13 protein-coding genes and 1 pseudogene are annotated in these 17,069 nt (G+C 37.7%); 9 read left to right on the forward strand and 5 right to left on the reverse strand.

Annotated features, from left to right (window positions below; translation table 11 throughout):
* Window positions 1-35 precede the first annotated feature (35 nt).
* The 5 genes and pseudogenes from ACYT6F_RS08780 to ACYT6F_RS08800 all read left to right on the forward strand — a co-directional run bounded on the left by ACYT6F_RS08780 (window position 36) and on the right by ACYT6F_RS08800 (window position 6,515).
* Window positions 36-959: an alpha/beta hydrolase gene (locus tag ACYT6F_RS08780; RefSeq protein WP_472600812.1), complete on the forward strand. Its 924-nt coding sequence runs from the start codon at window positions 36-38 to the stop codon at window positions 957-959.
* A 110-nt stretch (window positions 960-1,069) separates the two neighbouring features.
* Window positions 1,070-2,260 (forward strand): ADP-forming succinate--CoA ligase subunit beta, encoded by a 1,191-nt coding sequence (gene sucC, locus ACYT6F_RS08785; protein ID WP_066437020.1) that lies wholly within the window; start codon window positions 1,070-1,072, stop codon window positions 2,258-2,260.
* Window positions 2,261-2,470: 210 nt separating this feature from the next.
* Window positions 2,471-2,845 (forward strand): hypothetical protein, encoded by a 375-nt coding sequence (locus ACYT6F_RS08790; protein WP_472600813.1) that lies wholly within the window; start codon window positions 2,471-2,473, stop codon window positions 2,843-2,845.
* 11 nt (window positions 2,846-2,856) lie between these two features.
* Window positions 2,857-5,058 (forward strand): reprolysin-like metallopeptidase, encoded by a 2,202-nt coding sequence (locus ACYT6F_RS08795; RefSeq protein ID WP_472600814.1) that lies wholly within the window; start codon window positions 2,857-2,859, stop codon window positions 5,056-5,058.
* A 118-nt stretch (window positions 5,059-5,176) separates the two neighbouring features.
* Window positions 5,177-6,515, forward strand: a pseudogene (locus ACYT6F_RS08800) (IS1182 family transposase).
* Window positions 6,516-6,627: 112 nt separating this feature from the next.
* Here ACYT6F_RS08800 and ACYT6F_RS08805 read toward each other — a convergent pair.
* A complete protein-coding gene (locus tag ACYT6F_RS08805; protein WP_472600815.1) occupies window positions 6,628-7,509 on the reverse strand; it encodes a mechanosensitive ion channel family protein in 882 nt (293 codons plus the stop codon).
* A 94-nt stretch (window positions 7,510-7,603) separates the two neighbouring features.
* On the opposite strand from ACYT6F_RS08805, the gene ACYT6F_RS08810 reads away from it, so the two are divergent.
* Window positions 7,604-8,239, forward strand: a complete 636-nt coding sequence (locus ACYT6F_RS08810; RefSeq protein ID WP_472600816.1) for a peroxiredoxin — start codon at window positions 7,604-7,606, stop codon at window positions 8,237-8,239.
* A gap of 106 nt (window positions 8,240-8,345) precedes the next feature.
* Here the strand turns inward: ACYT6F_RS08810 and ACYT6F_RS08815 are convergent, their stop codons facing one another.
* The 3 genes from ACYT6F_RS08815 to ACYT6F_RS08825 all read right to left on the reverse strand — a co-directional run bounded on the left by ACYT6F_RS08815 (window position 8,346) and on the right by ACYT6F_RS08825 (window position 11,900).
* Window positions 8,346-8,939 carry a hypothetical protein gene (locus tag ACYT6F_RS08815; RefSeq protein WP_472600817.1) on the reverse strand — a complete coding sequence of 198 codons (594 nt, stop codon included), beginning with the start codon at window positions 8,937-8,939 and terminating at the stop codon, window positions 8,346-8,348.
* 140 nt (window positions 8,940-9,079) lie between these two features.
* Window positions 9,080-9,595 carry a hypothetical protein gene (locus ACYT6F_RS08820; RefSeq protein ID WP_472600818.1) on the reverse strand — a complete coding sequence of 172 codons (516 nt, stop codon included), beginning with the start codon at window positions 9,593-9,595 and terminating at the stop codon, window positions 9,080-9,082.
* A 79-nt stretch (window positions 9,596-9,674) separates the two neighbouring features.
* Complete coding sequence (locus ACYT6F_RS08825; RefSeq protein ID WP_472600819.1) at window positions 9,675-11,900, reverse strand: TonB-dependent siderophore receptor; 2,226 nt, start codon at window positions 11,898-11,900, stop codon at window positions 9,675-9,677.
* Window positions 11,901-12,064: 164 nt separating this feature from the next.
* Here ACYT6F_RS08825 and ACYT6F_RS08830 point away from each other — a divergent pair, with 164 nt between their 5' ends.
* Window positions 12,065-13,120 carry a Gfo/Idh/MocA family oxidoreductase gene (locus ACYT6F_RS08830; RefSeq protein ID WP_472600820.1) on the forward strand — a complete coding sequence of 352 codons (1,056 nt, stop codon included), beginning with the start codon at window positions 12,065-12,067 and terminating at the stop codon, window positions 13,118-13,120.
* Between the two features lie 77 nt (window positions 13,121-13,197).
* Here ACYT6F_RS08830 and ACYT6F_RS08835 read toward each other — a convergent pair whose 3' ends face one another.
* Complete coding sequence (locus ACYT6F_RS08835) at window positions 13,198-15,102, reverse strand: ABC-F family ATP-binding cassette domain-containing protein (protein ID WP_472600821.1); 1,905 nt, start codon at window positions 15,100-15,102, stop codon at window positions 13,198-13,200.
* 259 nt (window positions 15,103-15,361) lie between these two features.
* Between ACYT6F_RS08835 and ACYT6F_RS08840 the strand changes: the two genes are divergently transcribed.
* Both ACYT6F_RS08840 and ACYT6F_RS08845 read left to right on the forward strand, forming a co-directional pair.
* Complete coding sequence (locus tag ACYT6F_RS08840; RefSeq protein WP_472600822.1) at window positions 15,362-15,877, forward strand: DUF1761 domain-containing protein; 516 nt, start codon at window positions 15,362-15,364, stop codon at window positions 15,875-15,877.
* Between the two features lie 44 nt (window positions 15,878-15,921).
* Window positions 15,922-17,052: an 8-amino-7-oxononanoate synthase gene (locus ACYT6F_RS08845; RefSeq protein WP_472600823.1), complete on the forward strand. Its 1,131-nt coding sequence runs from the start codon at window positions 15,922-15,924 to the stop codon at window positions 17,050-17,052.
* Window positions 17,053-17,069 lie beyond the last annotated feature (17 nt).

The raw sequence follows: 17,069 nt of genomic DNA on the forward strand, positions 1-17,069 counted from the left end.
GTGCTATAAGTTATATTTGTACAAATTATAAAGTAATGCAGAAAATTTTAGCCATTATAAGTTTACTTTTTCTCGCAGGACAATACAGCGCGCAGATTCCCAAAGTTGTCGGCGGCAGAATTGAAAGAATATCAGATTTCAGCTCACAGTATGTAACGCCGAGAAAGGTGGATGTCTGGCTTCCTGCAGATTATTCTGCCTCTAAAAAATATGCGGTGCTCTATATGCAGGACGGCCAGATGCTTTACGATCCGGAAATGACCTGGAATAAACAGTCTTGGAATGTAGATGATGTTATTTCCGCACTTATCAGAAATCAAAAAATACAGAACACCATAGTTGTAGGGATTTGGAATGATGCAAAACTTCGGCATTTTGATTATTTTCCTCAAAAACCTTTTGATAGCCTTACGGCAGCAGAAAAAGATACGGTTCGGACCCAATTGACAAAAGCGGGACGATCTGATCAGGTTTTTTATCCCAATTCAGATAATTATCTGAAATTTCTGGTACAAGAGCTCAAGCCTTTTATTGATAAAAAATATTCTACCTATAAAGACAGAGCCAATACCTTTATAGCAGGCAGCAGCATGGGAGGGCTTATTTCCATGTATGCCATCTGTGAATATCCCAAGGTTTTTGGCGGGGCAGCCTGTCTTTCAACACACTGGACGGGCACTTTTACAAATAAGAATAATCCTTTTCCGGAATCGGTTTTAAAATATCTTAATAAAAACCTTCCGGATTCCAAAACACACAAAATCTACTTCGACTGCGGAGATCAGACGCTGGATGCACTTTATCCGGAGATCCAGAAAAAGGTGGATATAATAATGAGAGAAGCAGGCTATACGGAAACCACCTGGAAAACCCTATATTTTCCGGGGGAAAAACATAGCGAAGAGGCGTGGAATAAAAGGCTCCATCTCCCGCTTGAATTCCTGCTGAAGAAAAAATAACAGATTTTGCAATAAAGTGACTTTAAACATTCATAAAATACTTTCCTGCCTTGTTCATTTTTATTAAATTTGTCAACCTTTAAATATTAAAATAAAATAATAAAAATAATATGAATCTTCACGAGTATCAATCAAAAGAGATTTTATCAAAGTATGGAGTAGCTATCCAACGTGGTTTCGTTGCAAACAACGTAGATGAAGCTGTAGCTGCTGCTGAAAAGCTAACTGCTGAAACCGGAGCTCAGGGATGGGTCGTAAAAGCACAGATTCACGCAGGAGGCCGTGGCAAAGGAGGCGGTGTAAAGTTTTCTCCGAATATGGATAAGCTTAAAGAAAACGCTCAGAACATCATCGGAATGCAGCTGATCACTCCACAGACTTCTGCCGAAGGTAAAAAAGTAAACTCTGTTTTGGTTGCGGAAGATGTATATTATCCGGGAGAATCTGAAACAAAAGAATTTTATGTTTCTATCCTTTTAGACAGAGCGGAAGGTAAAAATACCGTTGTGTACTCTACAGAAGGAGGGATGGATATTGAGCATGTTGCAGAAGTAACTCCTCATCTTATTCACAAAGAAATCATTGATCCAGCTTTAGGTCTTCAGGGATTCCAGGCAAGAAAAATTGCTTTCAACCTTGGTCTTGAAGGAAATGCTTTCAAAGAATTCGTTAAATTCATCACTTCTTTATACAATGCTTATACAGGAATCGATGCTTCTCTTTTCGAGATCAACCCTGTTTTGAAAACTTCTGACAATAAAATCATTGCAGTAGATGCTAAAGTAACTTTGGATGACAACTCATTGTTCCGTCACAAAGATTTAGCTGAACTTAGAGATACAAGAGAGGAAGATCCAATGGATGTGGAAGCAGGTGAAGCGGGGCTTAACTTCGTAAAATTAGACGGTAACGTTGCCTGTATGGTGAATGGTGCTGGTCTTGCAATGGCAACCATGGATATCATCAAATTATCTGGCGGTAACCCTGCCAACTTCCTTGACGTAGGAGGTACTGCTGATGCTCAGAGAGTGCAGACTGCTTTCGGAATCATATTAAGAGATCCGAACGTAAAAGCAATCTTAATCAACATCTTCGGAGGTATCGTAAGATGCGACAGAGTTGCTCAGGGGGTTGTAGATGCTTACAAAGCAATGGGAAGCCTTCCGGTTCCGTTGATCGTAAGATTACAGGGGACAAATGCTGTTGAAGCTAAGCAGTTGATTGATGATTCAGGACTTCCTGTACACTCTGCAATTACGCTTGAAGAAGCTGCAAACAAAGTAAAAGAAGTTTTGGCATAAGCTGAATTTCTCAATAGAATATAAAACCGTTTCAAAAAGAAACGGTTTTTTTGTGCGGTAATATTTGATAAAATTTCAAAAAAAAACTATAAAACATTCATGTTAATTTTATTATATTTACAGTAAAAGGATTTTAAAATGAGACGGTTAGTATACTTTTTTCTCTTTTTATTTCTTAGCTGTCAGTCTCAGGTCGGCGTAAATAAAGCAATGCGTCAAAAACAGATATCTTTCGAAGATAAAAATCATTATCCTTTTACACTAACTTCCGGAAATTTTTTAATTATCGACAGCCAGGAGAAAATGGATGAGGTTTTCAAGGTTATTCATCAGAAAAATAAGGGCACCCGGTTTTCACCGATTCCCGCCATAGTTGAGAATGAGACTTATCTTATATGTAAACCTCCATTAAAGAATTCTAATGACGTTTCGGTAGAGTCAATAGCTTTGCAGGGAAATAAATTGTATATAAAAGTCAGCGGTTTTCAGAATCCGGATTTTATTAAGACAAGCAGAATTTCACCCAATATATTATTAAAATTGAATGAAAAATTAAGCGTAAAAGAAGTCATCATCAAATACTAAACAAATGTGTTATGAAAAATAAAACTTTTATCTTCTTATGCCTCCTGATTGCAGCGCAGGTTTTTGGCCAGCAAAATTATTGGTCAAAACTTAAAGAACCCAGGATCAACAGAGAAAATCTTAATCCGAGATGGACTACTCCCAAGACTTTTTCTTTGTATCACGCTGATCTGGAAAAAATTAAAGACGATCTTAAAAAAGCCCCGGAGCGATTTTCCGGCGATGAAAGTCTTGTGATGCAGTTTCCTGATCCCGACGGTAAAATCCGGGATTATATCGTTCAGGAAGCTTCCGTAATGGAACCCGAACTTCAGGCGAAATTTCCTGATTTACGATCTTACACAGGATGGCAGAAAAATCATCCTGAAAATACGATCCGTTTCAGTGTAACCCCGTCAACGGGAATCAGCGTCATGTATTTTGATAACTGGGATATCAGTTATTTAGACAGTTACACAAAAGATAATTCTGCATTTATTTTATACAAAAGAAAAGATTTGCCTCCCAATAACCGTCTTTTCGAATGTCATGTTGACAATGAATTGGATCAGTTAAAAAATAGCGCATTTGCCGGAAAAGCTCCATTGGTTTCAGACGGGCAGTTCAGAAGATACCGACTGGCACTCTCCGCAACGGGAGAATACACTGCTTTTCACGGAGGAACGGTTGCCCTCGCAATGGCTGCAATGGTTACTACAATGACCAGAGTGAACGGAGTGTACGAAAAGACAATTTCCACAACCATGCTGATGGTAGCCAATAACAATCAGATTGTCTATACAAATGCTTCTACCGACCCATTTACAAATGGGGATCCGGGCACAATGATCAACGAAAATCAAAGCAATACAACAAGTATTATCGGTTCTGCGAATTATGATATTGGTCATGTTTTCGGTACCAACAGTGGCGGTCTGGCCGGGTTAGGAGTGGTATGTGTTTCATCTGCTAAAGCAAGAGGAGTTACAGGTTCCGGAGCGCCTGTGGGAGATCCTTTTGATATTGATTACGTAGCTCATGAAATGGGACATCAGTTTGGAGCAAATCATACCTTCAGAGCTTCAACTTCGTCCTGCAACGGTAACTTTAATAATGCCACAGCGTACGAACCGGGAAGCGGAAGTACCATTATGGCCTATGCAGGAATCTGCGGGCCGACTAATAATGTTCAGAATAACAGTGATGCTTATTTTCATGCAGCGAGTGTATTAGAAATGTATGCAGTTTTGCAAAGATCCACAGACTGCGCAAACAAAATATCCAATAACAATGGAGTTCCAACTGCCGATGCCGGACCAGATTACATCATTCCGAGAGGCACGGCATTTGTTTTAACAGGAACAGGAACAGATCCTAACGGAGATCCTTTAACGTACTTGTGGGAGCAGTACGATAATACAAGCAATACGCAGCCTCCGGTATCTACCGCAACAGTAGGACCGGTTTACCGATCTTTAACACCTGCAACTTCGCCTTCAAGGTATTTCCCTGCGTTGAGTTCTGTTGTAGTGAATAACCTGATTCCGAAGTGGGAAGTAACGCCAAGTGTGGCCAGAACACTTAATTTTTCACTTCTGGTGAATGATAATAAAGCAACTGGTAATCAGGCTGCCAGAGATGTTATGGTAGTAACAGTTACCAATGACGGACCATTTACGGTAACTTCACAGGGAGTGGCAGGAGCCAGTTTTACCGGGAATACCACTATTCCTGTAACATGGAATGTAGCCGGAACCAATACCGGAACAATTAATACGCAGAATGTGAGTATTTTACTATCTAAAGATGGCGGACTTACTTTCAATACAGTTTTAGCTGCAAGCGTTCCTAATAACGGTTCTGCCAATGTAACATTACCTAATGAAAATATTGCTTCAGCAAGAATCATGGTAAAAGCAGTTAATAACATTTATTATGCACTTAATACTTCGCCTTTTTCCATCGTACAGTTTTTGGCAACTGCTGAATCGGATGTAAAAAGTTTTTCTATCTACCCGAATCCTTCTCACGATGTGGTTCATATCAAACTAAAACGTTCTTCCCAAAAGGCAGATTACCAATTATTCGACGCGTCAGGTAGATTGTTGAAAACAGGAAATTTCAAAGGTACGACTGAGTTGAGTGTGAATGATCTGACGAACGGAAACTATATCATTTCACTCGTTTTGGAGAATGGTGAAAAAATATCTGAAAAATTAATAATTAAGAAATAATTGTTTTTCTATATATTATGAGGAGGCTGTCTCAAAAGTGAGACAGTCTTTTTTATTGATCATAAAAAAAGGAAAGTCTGAGACTTTCCTAATTGCAGCAATTTTCATAAATTGCTGTATGCATAGTAGATCAAAGGTAATCTTTAAAGATTATAATCCCAAACAAAACTTTTTGTTTCCGCCCAATTTATTAGATTTTATAGAAGAGAATCATCCGGTACGGTTGGTTTCTGAGGTTATAGACCGATTGGATATCCGCAACCTGATTAACGAATATAAATCAGGGGGAAGTTCCAGCTATCATCCTAAAATGCTTCTGAAGGTTCTGATTTTTGGATATCTCAATAATATTTATTCGAGCAGAAAACTGGAACAGGCATTAAAGGAAAATGTCTACTTCATGTGGCTTTCAGCAATGCAGAGACCTGACCATAACACGCTTAACCGCTTTAGGAGCGATAAACTCAAAGGTCAGATCAGGGATATTTTTACTCAGATTGTGATGCTGCTTCATAAAGAAGGACACGTTAGTTTAAAAACAACCTTTGTAGACGGAACCAAGATAGAAGCCAATGCAAACCGCTATACTTTTGTCTGGGGAAGAGCTTTGAAGAAAAGCAGGGAAAGAATAGAACACCAGCTGGAAGAATTATGGAATTATACGCAGCAGATTGCTCAGGAAGAACTTAGAGATACCGAACCTGTTATTTTTAAATCTATTGATAAAGAAAAAGTAAGTAAGGTCATTCAAACCATAGATTCTGTTTTAAAGAAAAAAGAAGATTTCCTCAAAAGTTCGCCAGAAGATTGGTTATGCCCGTAAAAACTGGCGTAACAATCTGGAGAAATATGAAGCATATGAAAAGATTCTGGCCGGAAGAAACAGCTTTAGTAAAACGGATCATGATGCTACTTTTATGAGGATGAAGGAAGACCATATGCGAAACGGACAGCTCAAACCCGCTTATAATCTGCAGCTTTCTACCGAGAATCAGTTTATTGTTCATTATACCCTCCATCCTAATCCTACTGATACCAAGACCCTGGCCTTGCATATAGAAAGCTTTGAAGAAAATTATGGACACCCACCTGGTGAAGTTGTTGCAGATGCAGGATACGGAAGCTATGAGAACTATGAATTTCTAAGACAGAAAAAAGTAAAAGCATATGTAAAATACAATTACTTTAATAAAGACCAAAAATCAAAACAAGTTACCCAGTCTGCATCAAATCCCAAACTTGCAAAACATAGGAACAGGATTTTCAGGCTTCTCAATACCAAACGGGGAATTGCCTTAAGAAAGCAACGATGTTACGACGTAGAACCTGTTTTCGCCCAAATCAAGCACAATAAAAGTTTTAAACGCTTTTTCTTACGAGGAAAGGTGAAAGTAGAAATTGAAACCGGTCTTCTCGCCATCGCCCATAACCTTAAAAAACTACAAAAAGCAGCATAAAACAACTGCTTTTTGTAGTTTTTTATAAAACATAGAAAATGTCCCGCTTTTTATAAACTTCAAAACTAAATAAAAAAAACAAAAGAGACTGCCTTTTGAGACAGCCTCTTTTTTATTCCTGATTTTTACTGATATTACTATTGACATCGGTAATGCTGATGCTGGTAGGAGTTACCAGCTGAATTCCTTCTGAATCCAGACGTTTTTTTATTTGAAAATAAGCAGTGCTTTTCAATAGCAGCATATCAGCGCCGATGACCATGGGAAATTTAACCTGAAGATTAAAAATACCCTGTTTTAAATCCGTTAGAATAGCGGTTGCTGTTTCCGGATGATCTACGTTTTCAAGGCTGCGTACTACTTCAAGAACAGATTGTTGAGCCTTTACGAGATCCTGGTCAGCAGGAATTTCAAAGTTCAGATATATTTTTCTTTGCGGCGATGCCGTGAAATTGTAAAACGGAGAGTTGAATATTACCTGGTTCGGAATATAAACCTTTTTTCCATCGTCAGCTATCACTTTTGTTGTGAGAAAACCAATCTCAGAAACAGTTCCGGAATTATTTCCGATCGTAACATAATCGCCTACTTTAAATGCTTTATCTATGCCGATCAGCATTCCTGAAAAAATGCTTGAAACAAGATCCTTTAAAGCGACACCAGCGATTACCCCCGCAACTCCCAGACTTCCGATGAATTTCCATAAGAATCCACTGAAACCCATAATTTCAAGGGCAATGAATGTGCCTATGATCATGATCAGAAACCTGAATACACCGATAAGGGTTACCAGAGAGCTTTCTTTCTTACTTTTAGGAAAAAGTTTATGAAATATCTTAACCGAAATCTTACTTAAATATTTACTGGTAAAAAGAAAAAATGAAAATATAATAATCCCAACAATTAGTTTCGGAGTGATTTCCGCGAACTTCAGGTACCAGTTTTGAAGAACATTATAAACAACATCAATATAGCTTAAACTGCTTTTCTGCATGAATAATTTTTTAAATAATTACATTTTTTTAAACAAAAATTTTGCCAGTCTCAAAAACTCTACTAAATTTGTAGACTAATAAGAACAAAATATTATGTCAATTAAACTAGGAGATACGGCACCAGACTTTCAGGCGGAAACGTCTTTGGGAGATATTAATTTTTATGAGTATTTAGGAGATTCCTGGGGTATATTGTTTTCTCATCCGGCAGATTACACCCCGGTGTGTACCACGGAACTCGGCTACACCTCAAAACTGAAATCAGAATTTGAGAAAAGAGCAACAAAAGTAATCGCTTTAAGTGTAGACGGAGTGGAAGATCATCAAAACTGGATCAGAGATATTAATGAAACTCAGGATACGGATGTTCAGTTTCCTATCATTGCAGATAAAGACCGTAAAATTTCCGAGCTGTACGATTTTATTCATCCGAATGCTTCAGCTACGGCTACTGTACGTTCTCTGCTGATTATTGACCCTGAAAAAAAAGTAAGGCTGATTATCACTTATCCGGCCTCAACGGGAAGAAATTTCAACGAGATTCTGAGAGTGCTTGATTCACTTCAGCTTGTAGATTCCTATAAAGTGGCTACTCCGGTAAACTGGCAGGAGGGAGACGATGTTATTGTTCCGCCCAATGTTTCCACGGAAGATGCAAGAAAGATATTTCCCAAAGGCGTTAAAGAGATAAAGCCATACCTGCGGTATACGCCTCAACCGAATACATGATTTATTTGATTTTTTATAGTTTAGTTTTAATTTGTACGAAAATCGCCGCGGAAGAATTTTCCGCGGCGATTTCATTTACGTGTATATAGTGTGTGTGAAGTGATTCTTATTGTGCAACGTCGTTAGCTACCTGCTTAGCTCTTGATGTTGGAATATAGATACTGAAACCTACATTGAAAGTAATGTTGGAATTAAGACCCTCGTTCCCGAAACCTGTTCTTCCTCTGTATTTTACTAAACCTTCAAGACCGATATTTGGTGTAATGAAGTAAGAGTAACCTGGTCCTACACCAAAGTCTAAACCTGTAGTAGAATCTCCGTTTTCAACAGATCTTCCTCCGATACCTACATTTCCTTCGAAGAACCAACGTCCGTGGTTAAGCAGATTGTCAACACCCTTTTCTCCAGGTGAAAGGAAATAGCGTCCCAATGCACCAACTCCGTAGGTAAATTCTGTAGGACTTCCGTTAGTAACCTTATTGAATCCTAAATCTACATATCCTCCCAAAGCAACGTTATCTTCAATGAAATATGCTCCTTTTGGCTGGATTGCAATATTGTATCCACCTCCTGTATTCAGTCCGAAGTTAGTTGATATCAAACTGCTTCCTACCATCCAGTTTCCTTTTTGGATTTGTGCATTCATGGTTGTAGCCAAACCTGCTACCGCTAGTATTCCTGATAAAATTAGCTTTTTCATAATTTATTATTTAAGTTTATGTTTATCATTTGTGCTTTCTGAAAAACAATAAATGTGCCAACTAATCAATGTTTGGTGAATTTGGCGGCATCAATTAAAATTTTATAAAATACCACAGTGTGGTATGTATTTTTTTCTAGTTATAATAAAAGCAATATAATGGATACCACAAGGCCGGCTATCGTAAAAATCATCCCGCGTTTGAAAGCTTTCGTTTTAGGATTAAACATCCAGAAGCTCGAAATAACGAAGAAAAATAATGAAATTCCGAAAAAAGTATTTAGAGGAGATAAGGTGTCTTTTGACTGTGCCTTGTGAAGTTTTGTCATTTTATCCAGAACAAATGGCAGTTCTTTTTTTGCGTATTTTGCCTCTCCGGTTGCAGTGTTATAAGTTCCCTGTTTAAATTTTAAAATGGTTCCTTCGGTTTTTTCAACCTCTAAATTTTTTATTCTTAATTCTTTGCCTAAGGCTTTTTCATCAAGGTTTTTCTCAATTACTTTGTCGTATTTTTTTTCTTTTTTAAGAAAATCGGTGTCTCGGTACACCAGCAAAACGCCGCTTACTGCATACACCGCCATGATGCCGGCCAGGAAATAGCCCAGATAACGGTGGGTAATCCTCATGAAACTTCTTGTGTCTTTAATCTTATCCATAATGTAGTTTTGTTTTTAAATTTCAAAGTGGAAACTGCAACAATGCAATTCCCACTTTCTATGAAAAATAGTATTTCTGTTAAAGCTTATACGTTAATGTGAAATAATAATTTCTTGGAGTAATCGGGTTTACCGAATAATTTTCGTGAACATTATAGTTCACTACATCAAACAGGTTTCCGACTCTTCCCTGGATCATGAATTTTTTCCATTCGTAGCCTGCCGATAGTGATACAGTTGTATAATCCTTCAGGTCAAACATTCTGCTGACACCGTTTCTTTGCTCTAAACTGTTGGAGCCTGTCTTGGTGTCATTCCATCCCGCGATCCTGTTACCAATATAATAGGTGCTGATCCCTAATTTAAGGCCTTTGGCAAAGTTTTGCATGGTATAAAATACAGATGCATTTGCGGTTGTGGCAGGAGTTCTCACAAGCCTTTGGTTTTCTACATATCCAAAAGTATCCGGAGTTTCTGTATAAACTGAATGATTGTAAGAAAAGCCTCCTATAATAGAAAGTCCTGCTATAGGATTTCCCGTAACATCTAGTTCCACACCACGGCTTCTCATTTTTCCCGCAAATTCTTTATAAAAAGAATCCGAGTTGGCGGTACCATTTGCTAAAAAAGGAGCGGTCTGATAATAATTGTTGTAAACAATCTGATAAGCAGTTAGATTTATGGCCAATGCGTTATTCCATATGTTTTTCTTCACACCTATTTCATATTGATCAATAGTGGTTGGTTTTAATGACTGATAATAAATGTCTTGTCCTGTATTTTGTACAAATGAATTGGTATAGGTTCCAAATACCGACAGGTTTTCATTTGGCATATATACAAGGCCGGCCTTAGGTGAAAAAGCCCGATCCGATACAGATGTATTAGGCTTATCTACATCGCCGTTATCATTTGAAAATATATTTACTGTATTGGTCATTGTTTCTACGTAAGACCATCTCAACCCTGCTAATACTTTCAATTGTTTTGTAAGGCTGATAAAGTCTTGGGCATAAATACCGAATCTCTGCGTAGGAATTCTGGTCCTGTCTTTTAAAGAAGCAGAAGGTTTTTCTCCTGAAGTCCAGCTAGAAGGATCATCCAAATATACGAAGCCTGAGGTAGTATTACCATTCGTCCCGTACTTTAAAGGATTTGTATAAGTGTAATTATTTTGAACGCCATAATCACCGTCAGTACCGATTAATACTTTGTGATTGATATTTCCTGTATTGAATTCTCCGTTAAGATTTATTTGAAGAGAAGTGTAATTTTGCTCATTAAATGTTTTATTTAATGGCCGGTCCCATCGCAAACGGTTATTAAAATATTCCCATTGTACTCTTTCTGTTGCGTAATAATCCTTAGTGTAGCTCTGAAAAGACGCCACTGAATTTAGCGACCATTTATCAGTAAACTGATGGTTGAATGTAGCATTTACTGATGTTTGCTGAACGTTTTGATACTGCCAGTCTGCTCCTAAAAATGCATTTCGGGGAAGAAGTTCGTTTAAGCTGTAGCTTTTATCAGGGTTGGTAATAGTTCCGATCCCGAAATCCGGAGTGAAATCATTCTTAAGATAATCGGCTTCAATAATCAGCTGTGATCTGTCACTGAGATTGAATAAAAATGACGGATTGAAATAATATTTTTCTGACTGAACAATATCTCTGAAACTTTCAGCATATTCATAAGTCCCATTCACCCGGAAAGCTATATTCTTAGAAAGGGGACCGTAGATATCAACCATTGGTTTATAAGAGTTCCAGCTTCCTGCATTCATTCCCACACTTCCTCCGAAATTGAATTTAGGTTTTTTCGTGATCATATTGATGACCCCGCCTGCAGCCGTATTCCCGTAAAGCATGGCGTTGGCACCTTTAAGAACTTCAACTCTTTCCAGACCGCTTACTTCAGGAAAAACACCACTGTTTACCCTGGTTCCGTTCTTGAAGATATTATCATTCCCCAAAATAAAACCACGTCCTCCAAAGCTGTCCTGAGAATTTCCTCGTGATGAAGTTATGTAGATACCGTTGACATTTTGAAGTACATCACTCAATTGCTTTGCCTGTTGCTGTTCAATAATTTCATGAGTTACGATCGCAATAGGCTGCGGTGTTTCCATCATCGTAAGATTTGACTTTGTAGATAACGGCCTGGCCTTGTTAGGGTTTCCTGTTTTATGAAGGTTTACGTCTTCAATGGTCTGGATCCTAATGGTATCAGCTTCCGTATTTCTCATTTGTGCACCTAAGGACAAGGCTGTGAATAATAATCCTAAGGTTACTAGCTGTTTATTCATGATAGCTTATTATTTAGAGTGATTTTAAATAAAGTGCAAATGTATATTATTATTTAGAATTAATAAAAACTAATAAATGATATTTGTCACTTTTTAGATAAACCTGAATGGTAATTTGGTGAATAATTTGCAGGGTAATGAATAACTTTGGTAAAAAATAAATTATGCAATTGGTAAAAACGGGACTTTGTGCATTCGGGATGAGCGGGAAAATATTTCATGCTCCCTTTTTAAAAGAACATCCGGGATTTTTCTTGTCGGCTGTAGTAGAACGGAGTAAGGAAGATTCTAAGGAAAAATATCCTGAAGCAGCCATCTGCCGTTCGGTAGAAGAGATGTTGCAGCAGGCAGATATTGAATTGGTTGTTGTGAATACGCCGGTTCAGACTCATTTTGAATACGCAAGAATGGCACTTGAAGCCGGGAAAAATGTAATCGTTGAAAAACCTTTTACGGTGAATGTGGCAGAAGCAGAAGAACTGGTAAGGCTGGCAGAAGAAAAAAGCCTTTTCTTGAGCGTTTACCAAAACAGAAGGTTTGACCGGGATTATCTGCAGGTTCAGAAAATTATGAATGCAGGTAAACTTGGTAGTATAAAAGAGGCTGAAATCCGTTTCGACAGATTCCGAACCGAACCGAGCGGAAAGGCTCATAAAGAAAATCCTGACGCTACAGGTTCCGGATCACTGCATGATCTCGGATCTCACCTGATCGATCAGGCTACTCAATATTTCGGATTCCCTGAAAAATTATTTGCCGATGTATTTTCCATGAAAGGACGGGATTTTGCCAATGATTATTTTGAAATCATTTTATTTTATCCTAACGAATTGAGGGTAAGGCTGAAATCTTCGGTGTTTACAAAAGAAGCACATTATGCTTATGCTATTCATGGTGAAAAGGGAAGTTTTCTCCAGGAAAGAACAGACAATCAGGAGAATGAATTAGGAGGCGGGGCTGTTCCGGAATACGGTAAAGATTGGACTCAGCCGCTTCAAGAACCTGACGGAATTCTAAATTTCTTAAATGAAAATAAAGAGCCTGAAAGAATCCTCACATTCAGTGAACCGGGAAATTATATGAATTATTACCAGCAGATTTACGAATTTATCGTATTCGGATATGCATTACCTTCCCCCGCACATGAGATCATCAGGAATATGAAGATTATTGATGCCGCGCTGGAGAGTGCAAATACTGAAAAAGTAGTTTACATATAATTTGGAGTTGTAGTGTTTTAGAGTGATAGTGTTATCTGTAAAAAACTTTTACTCTAAACGCTCTCACTCTCAAACCATTAGCCTTCTCCCAAAATTTCCTGTAACTCAAGCCATCTCATCTCATAATCTTCCAGTTTTTCTGAGATCTTTTCCAGATCGGCAGACAGTTTTGAGATCTTCTCATAATCAGACTCGTTATTAAGCTGATCGAGAATTTTTTTGCGTTGCTCTTCCAGTTCAGGCATTTCTTTTTCGATAGTCTCAAGTTCGCGTTGCTCTTTGAAAGAAAGCTTTTTCTTTTTTACTGCGCTCGGAGAAGATATGGCTGAAGAAATATTTTCTTTTGAAGGTTCCGGTTGTTTCTGTACTGCCGGTTTTTCCTGTGAGTCCTCTTTGCTTTTTGATTCCCTGTATTCTGAAAAGTTTCCTATAAAATCTTTAATTTTTCCTTCGCCTTCAAATGCCAGAATGTGATCCACAATCCGGTCCATAAAATATCTGTCGTGCGAAACAATGATCAGCGAACCCTGGAATTGCTGAAGAAAATTCTCCAAAACCGTGAGAGTTGGCAGGTCCAGATCGTTCGTCGGCTCATCAAAAATCAGGAAATTAGGATTCTGATATAAGATATACATCAGGTGCAGCCTTCTCTTTTCGCCACCCGAAAGCTTTGCGATAGGAGAGTACTGTGTCTGGTCGTCAAATAAAAACAGTCTTAAGAATTGTGATGCCGAAAGGCTTTTTCCGTTAGCGAGAGGATAATATTCCGCAACTTCTTTAATGAAATCAATCACTCTTTCATCTTCTTTATAGGTAAGTCCTTTTTGTGAAAAATACCCGAAATGAATGGTTTCTCCCGTTTCGATTTCTCCATGATCAGCTTTTTCAAATCCCTGGATTATGTTCAGAAGGGTAGATTTTCCGGCACCATTTTTTCCAACAATACCTACTTTCTCACCCCGCTGGAAAGAATAGCTGAAATCTTTCAGTAAAATTTTACTTCCGAAGCTTTTATCAATATGTTTAAGTTCAAGAATTTTATTTCCGAGCCTTTTCATCTCAAAATCAAGCTCAAGGCCTTGTTTAGAGGTGTCTGTTTTGGCTACCTTTTCAGTTTCGTAGAAGGCATCAATTCTGGATTTGGATTTGGTGGTTCTGGCTTTCGGCTGTCGGCGCATCCACTCCAGTTCTTTTCTGTAAAGGTTGTTGGCTTTGTCAATGGTCGCATTTAGGTTGTCTTCCCTGATCATTTTATTTTCCAGGTAGGTAGCATAAGAACCGTTATGAACGTAGAGGTTTCTGTCTTCCATTTCCCAGATCATGTCGCAGACACTGTCGAGGAAATATCTGTCGTGCGTTACCAGAAGAAGAGTAATTTTAGCTTTGTTAAGGTAATTTTCCAGCCATTCTACCATTTCCACGTCAAGGTGGTTGGTAGGTTCATCCATGATTAATAAAGTATGTCGGTGTTCGGCTCTTGTTTCCGTTAAAAGTTTTGCAAGAGCAACACGTTTGATCTGCCCCCCGGAAAGCGTTCCCATTTTAGCATCAAGATCGGTGATTTTAAGCTGCGAAAGGATCTGTTTCATTTCGTTCTCGAGGTCCCATGCTTTATGCGCTTCCATTCCGGCCAGTGCTTTTTCAATAAAATCATGGTCGTTGGAATGAAGTGACTCATGATAGTTTTTTAACGCTAAAATAGGTGCGGAATCCAATGCCATCATGAATTCGTCTATGGTGAGATCCGGATTAAAATCAATTTCCTGGTCAAAAAGTACCACCTGAATATCTTTATTGATGATAACCGTTCCGCTGTCTGCGATTTCCTTACCCATTAAAATTTTTAGCAGGGTTGATTTTCCGCTTCCGTTTTTGGCCACAATGGCAATTTTGTCGCCTTCGTTGATGTGAAAGGAAATATTTTCAAACAAAACTTTGATACCGTAAGATTTTGTGAGATTTTCTGCAGAAACGTAATTCATGAAATGATACTTTAATTAGCTAAAAATTGAGCAGCAAAAGTACAAAAATTAAAAGCATAAAGTTTTCAGAACCTTCGATAAACTTAAAGTGCATGATAAAGTTTAAATTAATAATTAAAAGCACGTTATTTTATATTATTTTTCGTTAAGTATGTTATTGTTTGATATATTTGTTTATTATGCTGTGTTTTTTTTGATCCACATATTGTTTTATTAATTTTTATTGTAAATTCATTATTGTAACTTAAAAAAAATAACAATGGTGCAAATTAACTTTTGGGCAGTTTTACTAGCCTCTATTATCCCTCTTTTTATAGGCTTTATATGGTATCACCCAAAGATTTTCGGAACTATCTGGATGAAAGAAGCCGGATTGTCTGAAGATAAAATGAAAGGTCAGATGGTAGGTGTATTTGTTTTTTCTATCATTTTGTCGTTATTCTTAGCCTATTTTCTACAGTTCGTCATCATTCATCAAATGGGTGCTTTAGGTATGATCGGAGGTGACGAAATTAATGCCAACGAATCGTATTATGCCTTTATGAAAGATTACGGTATGGCTTACAGATCCTTTGCTCATGGTGCATTACATTCTTTTATGACGGGCTTCATGTTTGTTTTCCCTCTCATCGCGATTAATGCAATGTTTGAAAGAAAGTCATGGAAATATACAATGATTAATACAGGATACTGGACGCTTGCTATCACCATTATGGGTGGGATTATCTGTGGATGGTATGCCGCAGACGGTTTTTATTGGGTGACCCAGAAATAATGATAAAGGATTAAAAATTAGGGTTACTTTTGTGTAGCCCTTTTATGTCATATAAATTTAAAATATATCTGTCAGACACAGACTTTCCCGATTCCTGGTCTTCAGCGGTAGGAAATCATAATATTATGATTTCTGCCGAATATTTTCGTGCACTTCAGATTTCTCTTCCTTCTAATATGCAATGTTTTATGGTGGGATTCTTTAAAGAAAACAATCTTATCGGCGGTGCTTTTTTCCAGTATCTTGATTTTATCGGCTATGAAAAATCTGTAAAAGATAAGCCTAAATGGAGCATAAGAAGCTTCTTAGCAAAAACTTTTATTAGAGATGTCATGATTCTTGGAAACAATATGCTGACGGGACAGAACGGGTTCTATTTTGATTTTTCTAAAATTTCAGCAGAAGATGTTTTGATGCTTTTAAATAAGGCTGCAGATACAATGCAGCATAAAATCAGAAAGACCTCACTGATCGTTTTTAAGGATTATAGTGAGGATTTCGTGAAGCAATTTACAGGAAGTGCATTTAAAGCATATTTCCGGTTTTCAGTGCAGCCCAATATGAAACTAAACATAAGGGAAAATTGGGAGACGTTTGAAGATTATATCAATGATTTTTCAAAAAAGTACAGGTCCAGAGCAAAGGCTGCAAAAAAGAAACTGCAGGAAGTCGAAAAGCGGGAATTGGCTTTAAATTCCGTAAAAACATATCAGCCGCAGATGAATGATCTTTATCATAATGTAGCTGACAACGCATCGTTCAATACATTCTTTCTGGCCGAAAACCATTTTGAAAAAATGAAAGAAAACTTAGCGGAAAATTTTAAAGTTTTCGGATATTTTTCAGGAGGAAAACTTGTTGGTTTTTATACCTTAATTGTAAATAATGATGATGTAGATACCTACTTTTTAGGCTATGATAAAGAGCTGCAGAAAGAAAGGCAGATCTATCTCAACATGCTTCTGGATATGGTAGAATTTGGGATTACACGGCGATTTAAGAGAATTGTTTTCGGAAGGACAGCTTTAGAAATAAAATCAACAGTCGGAGCTGAACCAACAGCGATTTTTGGTCTGCTTAAGCACAATAATTTTATCATTAATTCTTTTATGAAAATTCTTTTTCCTTCTATTTCCCCAAAAACGGAATGGGTTCAAAGGAAACCGTTTAAGTAGTAATTTAACGAATTTAA

Source organism: Chryseobacterium sp. NG-CE01 (genome assembly GCF_055695505.1).

Coding starts and splice junctions, on each gene's coding strand:
- ACYT6F_RS08810 (WP_472600816.1), top strand. CDS start 7,604: ATGTCAATTAAACTAGGAGATACGGCACCAGACTTTCAGGCGGAAACG.
- ACYT6F_RS08820 (WP_472600818.1), bottom strand. CDS start 9,595: ATGGATAAGATTAAAGACACAAGAAGTTTCATGAGGATTACCCACCGT.
- ACYT6F_RS08830 (WP_472600820.1), top strand. CDS start 12,065: ATGCAATTGGTAAAAACGGGACTTTGTGCATTCGGGATGAGCGGGAAA.
- ACYT6F_RS08805 (WP_472600815.1), bottom strand. CDS start 7,509: ATGCAGAAAAGCAGTTTAAGCTATATTGATGTTGTTTATAATGTTCTT.
- ACYT6F_RS08825 (WP_472600819.1), bottom strand. CDS start 11,900: ATGAATAAACAGCTAGTAACCTTAGGATTATTATTCACAGCCTTGTCC.
- ACYT6F_RS08845 (WP_472600823.1), top strand. CDS start 15,922: ATGTCATATAAATTTAAAATATATCTGTCAGACACAGACTTTCCCGAT.
- sucC (WP_066437020.1), top strand. CDS start 1,070: ATGAATCTTCACGAGTATCAATCAAAAGAGATTTTATCAAAGTATGGA.
- ACYT6F_RS08780 (WP_472600812.1), top strand. CDS start 36: ATGCAGAAAATTTTAGCCATTATAAGTTTACTTTTTCTCGCAGGACAA.
- ACYT6F_RS08795 (WP_472600814.1), top strand. CDS start 2,857: ATGAAAAATAAAACTTTTATCTTCTTATGCCTCCTGATTGCAGCGCAG.
- ACYT6F_RS08790 (WP_472600813.1), top strand. CDS start 2,471: ATGCGTCAAAAACAGATATCTTTCGAAGATAAAAATCATTATCCTTTT.
- ACYT6F_RS08840 (WP_472600822.1), top strand. CDS start 15,362: ATGGTGCAAATTAACTTTTGGGCAGTTTTACTAGCCTCTATTATCCCT.
- ACYT6F_RS08815 (WP_472600817.1), bottom strand. CDS start 8,939: ATGAAAAAGCTAATTTTATCAGGAATACTAGCGGTAGCAGGTTTGGCT.
- ACYT6F_RS08835 (WP_472600821.1), bottom strand. CDS start 15,102: ATGAATTACGTTTCTGCAGAAAATCTCACAAAATCTTACGGTATCAAA.